The sequence below is a fragment of the Streptomyces sp. NPDC055078 genome, assembly GCF_053607985.1.
The window spans coordinates 1-9,831 of record NZ_JBSGUP010000297.1; the positions used below are offsets into that span (position 1 = coordinate 1).

At 69.5% G+C, this 9,831-nt stretch carries 7 protein-coding genes; 3 read left to right on the plus strand and 4 right to left on the minus strand.

Annotated features, from left to right (window positions below):
- Nucleotides 1–54 precede the first annotated feature (54 nt).
- A complete protein-coding gene (aspS, locus tag ACWF94_RS23320) occupies nucleotides 55–1,827 on the minus strand; it encodes an aspartate--tRNA ligase (protein WP_453491642.1) in 1,773 nt (590 codons plus the stop codon).
- Nucleotides 1,828–2,049: 222 nt separating this feature from the next.
- On the opposite strand from aspS, the gene ACWF94_RS23325 reads away from it, so the two are divergent.
- Nucleotides 2,050–4,278 carry an ATP-binding SpoIIE family protein phosphatase gene (locus tag ACWF94_RS23325; RefSeq protein ID WP_453491645.1) on the plus strand — a complete coding sequence of 743 codons (2,229 nt, stop codon included), beginning with the start codon at nucleotides 2,050–2,052 and terminating at the stop codon, nucleotides 4,276–4,278.
- A gap of 199 nt (nucleotides 4,279–4,477) precedes the next feature.
- On the opposite strand, the gene ACWF94_RS23330 is transcribed toward ACWF94_RS23325, so the two are convergent.
- The 3 genes from ACWF94_RS23330 to ACWF94_RS23340 form a co-directional block, all read right to left on the minus strand.
- The gene (locus tag ACWF94_RS23330) at nucleotides 4,478–5,524 is read right to left on the minus strand and encodes an AI-2E family transporter (protein WP_453491648.1); all 1,047 of its coding nucleotides are present in this window, start codon (nucleotides 5,522–5,524) and stop codon (nucleotides 4,478–4,480) included.
- 227 nt (nucleotides 5,525–5,751) lie between these two features.
- Entirely contained in the window at nucleotides 5,752–6,708 is a 957-nt protein-coding gene (locus ACWF94_RS23335; protein WP_453491651.1) for a pirin family protein, read from the minus strand.
- Nucleotides 6,709–6,935: 227 nt separating this feature from the next.
- A complete protein-coding gene (locus tag ACWF94_RS23340; RefSeq protein ID WP_453491654.1) occupies nucleotides 6,936–7,394 on the minus strand; it encodes an SseB family protein in 459 nt (152 codons plus the stop codon).
- 146 nt (nucleotides 7,395–7,540) lie between these two features.
- Here ACWF94_RS23340 and ACWF94_RS23345 point away from each other — a divergent pair, with 146 nt between their 5' ends.
- Both ACWF94_RS23345 and ACWF94_RS23350 read left to right on the plus strand, forming a co-directional pair.
- Nucleotides 7,541–9,367: an acyl-CoA dehydrogenase gene (locus tag ACWF94_RS23345; RefSeq protein ID WP_453491658.1), complete on the plus strand. Its 1,827-nt coding sequence runs from the start codon at nucleotides 7,541–7,543 to the stop codon at nucleotides 9,365–9,367.
- A 294-nt stretch (nucleotides 9,368–9,661) separates the two neighbouring features.
- Nucleotides 9,662–9,831, plus strand: a 170-nt coding sequence (locus tag ACWF94_RS23350) for an alpha/beta fold hydrolase (RefSeq protein ID WP_453491661.1), incomplete at its 3' end; no start/stop codon positions are given.

Genomic DNA, 9,831 nt, shown 5'->3' on the forward strand with positions numbered 1-9,831 from the left:
CGGAAGCCCGTGCACCGCGGATGCGCTCGGTGAGTGCTGCGCGGGACGCGCGAGCTACTCCGCGGGCTTCGCCGCCGGCTTGCGGAGTTGGATGTTCAGTTCGCGGAGGCGGGACTCGTCCAGTTCGGTCGGGGCGCCCATCATCAGGTCCTGGGCGTTGCCGTTGAGGGGGAAGGCGATGGTTTCGCGGATGTTGGGCTCGTCGGCGAGGAGCATCACGATGCGGTCGATGCCCGGGGCGATGCCGCCGTGGGGCGGGGCGCCGAGGCGGAAGGCGCGGAGCATGCCCGCGAACTCGTGCTCGACGGTGTCGCGGTCGTAGCCGGCGATCTCGAAAGCCTTGAACATGACGTCGGGCTCGTGGTTGCGGATGGCGCCGGAGGACAGTTCGATGCCGTTGCAGACGATGTCGTACTGCCAGGCGAGGATGGACAGCGGGTCCTTCTCCTCCAGGTCCTTCATGCCGCCCTGGGGCATCGAGAAGGGGTTGTGGGAGAAGTCGATCTTCCCGGTCTCCTCGTCCTTCTCGTACATCGGGAAGTCCACGATCCAGCAGAACCGGAAGACGCCCTCATCGAAGTGGCCCGCGCGCCTGGCGGCCTCGACGCGGACCGCGCCCATGATCTTGGAGACCTCGTCGATGTCGCCGGCGCCGAAGAAGACGGCGTGGCCGGCGGCGAGGCCGAGGCGCTCGGTGAGCACCTTGATGTTCTCGTCGGTGAGGAACTTGGCGATCGGGCCGGAGAGGGAACCGTCCTCGGCGACCCGGACCCAGGCGAGGCCCTTGGCGCCGTGCTCGACGGCGTACTCACCGAGCTGGTCGAAGAACTTGCGCGGCTGGCCGGCGACGCCGGGGACGGGCAGCGCGCGGACGTGCTTGCCCGCGAACGCCTTGAACTCCGAGCCGTCGAAGACATCGGTGATGTCGGCCAGTTCGAGCCGGGCGCGCAGGTCCGGCTTGTCGCTGCCGTACTTCAGCATCGCCTCGCGGAACGGGATGCGCGGGAACGGCGAGGTGACATGGCGTCCGTCGCCGAACTCCTCGAACAGCTCGGTCATCAGCTTCTCGACCGGCTGGAAGACGTCCTCCTGCTCGACGAAGCTCATCTCCACATCGAGCTGGTAGAACTCGCCGGGGGAGCGGTCCGCGCGGGCGTCCTCGTCGCGGAAGCAGGGCGCGATCTGGAAGTAGCGGTCGAAGCCGGAGATCATCAGGAGCTGCTTGAACTGCTGCGGGGCCTGCGGCAGGGCGTAGAACTTGCCGGGGTTCAGCCGGGAGGGGACCACGAAGTCGCGCGCGCCCTCAGGGGAGGTCGCGGTGAGGATCGGGGTCGCCATCTCGTTGAAGCCGAGTGCGGTCATCTTGTGACGGATCGCGCTGATCACGGCCGTACGCAGCATGATGTTGCGGTGCATGCGCTCGCGGCGCAGATCCAGGAAGCGGTATTCGAGGCGTCGCTCCTCGTTGACGCCGTCGTCCGTGTTGATGGTGAAGGGGATCTGCTGGGCCGCGCCCAGGACCTCCACCTCACCGACCTCGATCTCGATCTCACCGGTGGGCAGCTCGGGGTTGACGTTGTCCGCGCCCCGGCTGACGACCCTGCCGTCGATACGGACGACGGTCTCCTTGGTGAGATGGCTCAGCGCCTCGTTCGCCGGGGTGCCGGGGCGGGCGACGAGCTGCGTGATGCCGTAGTGGTCGCGCAGATCGATGAAGAGGATGCCACCCAGGTCTCGGCGATTGTGCAGCCAGCCGCTCAGCCGGACGTCCGTGGAGACGTCGGAGGCGCGGAGCTGGCCGCAGGTGTGGGACCTGTACCGATGCATCGTCGTTCATCCAGTCTTGGTGATGGTGGGGTGCGGTGGGCGCCTCAAGGTTACCGTTCGTCCCCAGGGCGGCTCATTGTCGTATACACGCCACACCCGATGGGATCAGCTGCCCGGCCGCTCCCGGGCGGTCGTACCCCACACGAGGTCGGCCGTACCCCACACGAGGGGCAGTGGCATCCTGGAAGCTCAAGGGCACGCAGATCGGAATAAAGTGAGCTAATGCGCACCGAGGACGTCCTGGCCGCGATCGCGACCGGCCTGTGGCGGTGGGACAACGCGTCCGGAACGGTCGCCCTCGACGCCGAGGCCGCCCGCCTGCTTGAGCTGCCCCCCGAGACCCGTACCTACCCCGAGTCCGTGGTGCGCTCCCGCTTTCACCCCGTCGACTGGAACGAGATCAACGGGGTCGTCAATCTCGCCATCGCCGAAGGCACGCTCGCCGAGGGGCGGCTGCGGGTCGTCGACAAGAAGGGCCGGGTGCTGCGTACCGTACGCAGCCGTTCCAAGCCGGTCGCCAACGGCGCGGGCCATGTGCTGACCGGCATGCTCCAGGAAGTCGCCGAGCCCACCGAGGGCACGGCGGCGCGGACCCCCATCACCGGCGACTGGCGGCGCTCGCGCGAGGCGTTCCTGCTGGACGCGGGCCGGGCGCTGGCCGAGGCCCGCTCCACGGCCGAGGTGCTGCGGGTCGCCGCCTCGCTCTCCATGCCCGGGTTCTCGCCGGACGGGCTCGCGGTGTTCGGGGCGGCGGGCGACCGGCTGACGATCATCGGCCAGCACGGGCACCAGGGCGCCGGCGACGACCCGTTCAGCCATATGCGGCTGGACACCGACCATCCGGCGGCCGAGGTGGTGCGCACCGGCCGGGCCGTGTATCTGCCCAGTCCGGGCGATTACGGCCGCCGCTATCCGACGAGCTGGCCGCTCGCGCGGCCGCTGGGCCGCCGGTCCTGGGCGTATCTGCCGCTGATCGTCGCCGGGCGCACCATGGGTGCCTGGATGGCGGCGTTCCGGCACCAGGTCGCCTTCACCCCCGACGAGCGGTCCGTGCTGACGACGGTCGCCCGGATGCTGGCCCAGGCGCTGGCCCGCGCCGGGGTCGCCGAGTCGGAGCGCGAGCTGTCGCTCGGTCTCCAGCGGTCGATGATGCCGGTCCTCGGGCCCGCGATCCCCGGTATGGCGGTGGCCGCGCGCTATGTCCCCACCGGCGGCGGGCTCCAGGTCGGCGGCGACTGGTACGACATGATCCCGCTGCCCTCCGGGCGGATCGCCCTGGTGATCGGCGATGTGCAGGGCCACGATGTGCGCGCCGCCGGGGTGATGGGCCAGCTCAGGATCGCGCTGCGCGCCTACGCGTCCGAGGGGCACCGCCCGGACGCGGTGCTCTCCCGGGCCTCCCGCTTTCTGCACGGCATCACCGATACGTACACCAAGAGCGACTACGACGGCCCCCGCTTCGCCACCTGTCTCTATCTGGAGGTCGACCCGCCGAGCGGGTGCATCGAGATCGCCCGCGCCGGGCACCCGGACCCGGCGGTGCGGATGGCCGACGGCACGGTGATGATGCGGCCCACCGCGGGCGGGCTGCCGCTGGGCATCGACCCCGACTCGGACTATCCGACGACCCGGGTGACGCTGGAGCCCGGCGAGACGATGATGATCTGTACGGACGGGCTGCTGGAGACCGGGGGCCACGATCTGGACACCGGGTGGGCGCGGCTGCGCGTGGTACTGGAGGGGCATCTCGACCCTTCGGGTCTTGAGGATCTGGCCGACTCCCTCGTCCAGGCGGTCCACGGGCCCGTCTCCCACTACACCACCGGCCCGCTGGCCGACCGGCGCGAGGACGATGTCGCGCTCGTCCTCCTCTTCCGCGACTGGACCCCGGTCCGCGAGGCCCCCCGGCGTACCGCGATGACCATCGCACAGGCCGAACCGGAGCGGATCGCCGCCGCCCGGCACCAGGTGCGGGAGATGCTGCACGACTGGACCGACGCCGAGCAGGTCGACTCCGCCGAGCTGATGGTCTCCGAGATGGTCACCAATGTGCTCGTGCACACCGACGGGAGCGCCCTCCTCACGGCGGAGGTCATCGGCAGTGGCGGTGACGGTCGTGGCGACGCGGGTCGCGGTGACGGTCGTGGCGACGCGGGTCGCGGTGACGGTCGTGGCGACGCGGGTCGCGGTGACGGTGGCAGCGACGGTCATGACCTCGCGGGTGGCGGTGACCGGGTCCGCCGGCTGCGCGTGGAGGTCACGGACGCCAGTGACGATCTGCCGCACAAGCGCTGTCCGGGCGAACTGGCGTCGTCCGGGCGCGGCCTGATGCTGATGGAGATGCTGGCGGACGCGTGGGGGGTGGATCCGCGGGGGGAGGGGAAGTCGATCTGGTTCGAGCTGTACGAAGCGGCTGCGCCGGAGAAGGAGGAGCCCGCTCCCGAGGGGTAGCGCCTCCGCCCCGGGGGCCTTGTCCCCAGCCCGGGTTCCTGAGCCTTGCCTGCGCGCCCGGGCACCCAGCCCGTTGGGGGTCCCCCCGGACGAAGTTTGGGGGAGTTTGAGGACGGAACCCTCGCACGCGAGGCCCAGTGCCGGACGGGGGCCGGGGGCCCGAGAACCCACTGAGACCTCCGCCCGGAGGACCCGCTCCTCAAACGCCGGAGGCGGATTCGCCCCCGTACCGGCCCCGGAGTTCGCTGATGATGCCGAAGGCCGCGGCGGTGAGGGGGACCGCGAGGAGCATGCCGAGGATGCCGGCGACGCCGGCGCCGGCGGTGATGGTGAGCATGACGACGGCGGGGTGCATCTGGACGGTACGGCTCTGGATCATGGGCTGGAGGACATGGCCTTCCAGGACCTGTACGGCGAGGACGACGCCGAGGGCCCAGAGGGCGATCACCCAGCCTCGGTCGGCGAGGGCGACGAGGACGGCGACGGCGCCGGAGAGGAACGCGCCCAGGTAGGGGATGTAGGCGCCGACGAAGACCAGCGCGCCCAGGCCGACGGCGCCGGGCACGCGCAGGATCAGCAGTCCGATGGTGATGCAGACGGCGTCGATGAGCGCGATGAAGGTGGTCCCGCGCATAAAGCCCTCGACGGCCTCGAAGGCGCGTCGGCCCATGGCCTCGACGACCTCCCCCGTGGGGCCGGGCGCGATCGCGCGCGCGAGGCCGGAGGCGCGGTGGGAGTCGCGCAGAAAGAAGAAGATGAGCAGCAGGGCGAGGACGGCGGTGGCGATCGCCTGCCCCACCACGCTCAGCCCGCTGATCACCCCGGAAGCGGCGGTCCCGCCGAACTTCGTCAGCAGGTCCTTCGCGTTCGATGCGAGGTCGTTCAGGGAGGTGCCGGCGGCTCCGAAGTGCTCGGTCAGCCCCTTGGCGGCCTGCCGGAGTGAGGCGATGATCTGATCGCCGCTGTCGATCAGGGCGGCGACGATGATGTACGTGGCCCCTCCCACGACGGCGAGGACGGCGGCGCAGGTCAGCCCGGCCGCCAGCGAGCGGTGCATCCCCATCGAGACGAGCCGCTGGTACAGCGGCCCGAGCAGCGCCGTGCCGAGCAGCGCGAGGAGTACGGGGGTCACGGCCGTACGGAGCGTGATGATCAGCCAGATCCCGACCGCACCCACCCCGGCCACCAGCAGGAGGACCACGCACCAGGCGGCCGTACGCCGCGCGAACTCGGGAAGGCTCTGCACACCCCCCACCGGAGCACGGCCGGGGCGCGCTGTCGCGCCCAGGACGTCCCATCGGGTGACACCTCGTCAACTGCGGCCCGCGTGCCCTCCGGGACGCCGGGAAGGGCCTGGGGCGGAGAGCCCGGCTCCCCGGGCCCTCCGCACGGCTCCGGACCCGGCACACCGCACCCGGATCCACCTCACCGCACCCGGCCTCACCTCACCGCTCCCGGACCCCCGCCGCGGGCTCACATCCCGTGTACGGCCGGGATCGTCCCCAGGCGGCCCTTCTGGAAGTCCTCGAACGCCTGGCGCAGCTCCGCCTCGCTGTTCATCACGAAGGGGCCGTAGTGCGCCATGGGCTCGCGGATCGGACGGCCGCCGAGGAGGACGACTTCGAGGTCGGGCGTGTTCGAGTCCTGGGACTCGTCGGCCCGGACCGTCATGGAGCCGCCGTCGCCGAAGACCGCGGTCTGGCCCATGTGCACGGGCCGCCGGTCGGTGCCGACCGCACCGCGCCCGGCGAGGACGTAGGCGAGGCCGTTGAAGTCCTCGCGCCAGGGCAGGGTGATCTGCGCGCCGGGGCGCAGGGTCGCGTGGATCATGGTGATGGGGGTGTGGGTGCTGCCCGGCCCCTCGTGCCCGGCCAGGTCGCCCGCGATGACACGGAGCAGCGCGCCGCCGTCGGGCGACGTCAGGAGCTGGACCTGGCCGCCGCGGATGTCCTGGTAGCGGGGGGCCATCATCTTGTCGGCCTTGGGGAGGTTCACCCAGAGCTGGAGCCCGTGGAACAGACCGCCGGAGACCACCAGCTCCTCCGGGGGAGCCTCGATGTGCAGCAGACCGGCGCCTGCCGTCATCCACTGGGTGTCGCCGTTCTGGATGGTCCCGCCGCCGCCGTTGCTGTCCTGGTGCACAAAGGTTCCGTCAATGAGGTACGTGACGGTCTCGAAGCCGCGGTGGGGGTGCCAGGGGGTGCCCTTCGGCTCTCCCGGCGCATAGTCGACCTCGCCCATCTGGTCCATCATGATGAACGGGTCGAGGTACTTGTAGTTGATCCCGGCGAAGGCGCGGCGGACCGGGAAGCCCTCGCCTTCGAACCCACTGGGCGCGGTGGTCACCGCGAGCACGGGGCGGGGTGTGGCTTCGGCGGGCGCGGAGACGCGCGGCAGGGTGAGCGGGTTCTCGACAGTCACGGCGGGCATGGGAGTACCTCCTTGTACGAGGAGTTTAGTTGAATCTCGAACTTCCTGCCACCCGCAACGACAGAAGCCCGGGAGGAATTCCTCCCGGGCGACCACAGGACCCCGCCGTCAGCCGTACGCCCGTCGCCATCAGCCGTCCGTACGTCCGTACAGAGGTGGCCATCCGTACAGAGGTAGCCGTCCGCACAGCGGTAGCCCGTCCGTACAGCGGTCAAGCCGTGCGAGGCTCAGCCGTACATCCGCCGCATCGCGAAGTCCACCATCTGCTCCACGGCCTTCGCGTCGAAGACCATCCGGTGCTCGCCCTCCATGTCGAGCACAAAGCCGTACCCCGTCGGCAGCAGGTCGATGACCTCCGCGCCCGTGATCACAAAGTACTTGGACTCCTTGCCCGCGTATCTGCGCAGCTCCTTCAGGGACGTGAACATCGGAATGACCGGCTGCTGGGTGTTGTGCAGGGCGAGAAAGCCCGGATTGTCGCCGCGGGGGCAGTAGACCTTGGACGTCGCGAAGATCTGCTGGAAGTCCTCGGCGGACAGGGTGCCGGTGGTGAAGGCCCGCACCGCGTCGGCGAGCGACGGAGGGGACGGCTCCGGGTACAGCGGCTGCCCCTGCGGCTGACCCCCGTATGGCTGCTGGGGTGCGTACTGCTGGTGAGCGCCCTGACTCTGGTCATAGCCGTACATGCCCGCAAGAGTAACGAGTCACAGTTGGCCCAAGAGGGGTTGCATCTTATTACCGACGGGTAGCATCATCGTAGCTACTTACCGGTATACACAGTGGCAAACGCACAGCAGCAAACCGTCTTCCGATCTCTTACGGAGCCGTCGCCATGGGGCACTACAAGTCGAATCTCCGCGACATCGAGTTCAACCTCTTCGAGGTGCTCGGCCGCGACAAGCTGTACGGCAGCGGCCCGTTCGAGGAGATGGACGTCGACACCGCCAAGACAGTCCTGGCCGAGGTCGCCCGGCTCGCGGAGAACGAGCTGGCGGAGTCCTTCGCCGACGCCGACCGCAACCCCCCGGTGTTCGACCCCGAGACCGGCACCGCCCCCGTCCCCGCGACCTTCAAGAAGAGCTACGACGCCTTCATGGAGTCGGAGTACTGGCGGCTGGGCCTGCCCGAGGAGATCGGCGGCACCACCGCGCCCCGCTCCCTGATCTGGTCGTACGCGGAGCTGCTGCTCGGCGCCAATCCGGCGATCTGGATGTATTCGTCGGGACCGGCGTTCGCCGGGCTCCTCTTCGAGGAGGGCAACGAAGCACAGCAGAAGATCGCCGGGATCGCCGTGGAGAAGCAGTGGGGCTCCACCATGGTCCTCACCGAGCCGGACGCCGGGTCGGACGTTGGCGCGGGCCGCGCGAAGGCCGTCCAGCAGGAGGACGGCTCCTGGCACATCGAAGGGGTGAAGCGCTTCATCACCTCCGGTGAGCACGACCTCTCGGAGAACATCCTGCACTATGTGCTCGCCCGCCCCGAGGGCGCCGGACCCGGCACCAAGGGCCTGTCCCTCTTCCTGGTGCCGAAGTTCACCTTCGACTGGGAGACCGGCGAGCTGGGCGAGCGCAACGGCGTCTACGCCACCAATGTCGAGCACAAGATGGGCCTTAAGGCGTCCAACACCTGCGAGCTGACCTTCGGCGACCGGCACCCCGCCAAGGGCTGGCTGATCGGCGACAAGCACGACGGCATCCGCCAGATGTTCATGATCATCGAGTTCGCGCGGATGATGGTCGGCACCAAGGCCATCGCCACCCTCTCGACCGGCTATCTGAACGCGCTGGAGTACGCCAAGGAGCGCGTCCAGGGACCGGATCTGGTCGATTTCGCGGACAAGAGCGCGCCCAAGGTCACCATCACCCACCACCCGGACGTCCGCCGCGCGCTGATGACGCAGAAGGCGTACGCCGAGGGCATGCGCGCCCTCGTCCTCTACACCGCGTCGCTCCAGGACGACATCGCCGTCCAGCAGGCCGCGGGCGAGGACACCGCCGCCCTCTCCGCGCTGAACGACCTGCTGCTGCCGATCGTCAAGGGCTACGGCTCCGAGAAGTCCTACGAACAGCTCGCCCAGTCGCTCCAGACCTTCGGCGGCTCCGGCTATCTCCAGGAGTACCCGGTCGAGCAGTACATCCGGGACGCCAAGATCGACACCCTGTACGAGGGCACCACCGCCATCCAGGGCCAGGACTACTTCTTCCGGAAGATCGTCCGGGACCAGGGCGTGGCGCTGAACACCCTCGCCGAGGAGATCAAGACGTTCCTGGCGGTCGGCACCGGAGGCGAGGAGCTGGCCCCGGCCCGCGACGCGCTCGCCCAGGCGGCCGTCGACCTGGAGGCGATCGTCGGCGCGATGACCCACGATCTGATCGCGACCGGCGACGACGTACGGAACATCTACAAGGTCGGCCTGAACACCACCCGGCTGCTGCTCGCCTCCGGCGATGTGGTCGTCGGCTATCTGCTGCTGCGCGGCGCGGCCGTCGCCGCGGAGAAGCTGGAGACGGCCGCCGCGAAGGATGTGGCGTTCTACCAGGGCAAGATCGCCGCCGCGAAGTTCTTCGCCGCGCAGGTGCTGCCGGGTGTCTCGGCCGAGCGCGCGCTCGCCGAGCAGGTGGACCTGTCGCTGATGGACCTGGACGAGGCCGCGTTCTGAGCCAGTCCCCGGTCTGAGCAGTCCTCTTCCGAGCCAGTCCCTCCGACGCCCTGCTGGTCCCGGCGTGCCTCCCAAGGCCGCCGGGACCTTCGCGTGTCGGGCCGCAACAACCAAGACCTGCCGCTGAGTTGACACCCTCTCGCCGCCGGCGCCCCACGCCTGGATCTGAAGGGTTGACGCTCGAGTAGACCGGTCGTATAGTCATGGGTGTCGGAACGGGAACACCGCACACGGCAGACATGCAGACAGCACGCAGCAGACAGCAGACGGAACACTTCCGAGGGGATGATCATCATGGGTCGTATCAAGGTCGGTACCGAGAACAGCGTGGACATCGAGCTGCACTACGAGGACAAGGGGACCGGGCGTCCGGTCGTCCTGATCCACGGCTACCCGCTGGACGGGAACTCCTGGGAAGGACAGGTACCGGCCCTGCTGGACGCCGGGTACCGGGTCATCACCTA

What these genes read in the sequence shown, in the direction of transcription:
- aspS (WP_453491642.1), bottom strand. Translation starts at nt 1,827, where the DNA reads ATGCATCGGTACAGGTCCCACACCTGCGGCCAGCTCCGCGCCTCCGAC.
- ACWF94_RS23325 (WP_453491645.1), top strand. Translation starts at nt 2,050, where the DNA reads ATGCGCACCGAGGACGTCCTGGCCGCGATCGCGACCGGCCTGTGGCGG.
- ACWF94_RS23335 (WP_453491651.1), bottom strand. Translation starts at nt 6,708, where the DNA reads ATGCCCGCCGTGACTGTCGAGAACCCGCTCACCCTGCCGCGCGTCTCC.
- ACWF94_RS23340 (WP_453491654.1), bottom strand. Translation starts at nt 7,394, where the DNA reads ATGTACGGCTATGACCAGAGTCAGGGCGCTCACCAGCAGTACGCACCC.
- ACWF94_RS23345 (WP_453491658.1), top strand. Translation starts at nt 7,541, where the DNA reads ATGGGGCACTACAAGTCGAATCTCCGCGACATCGAGTTCAACCTCTTC.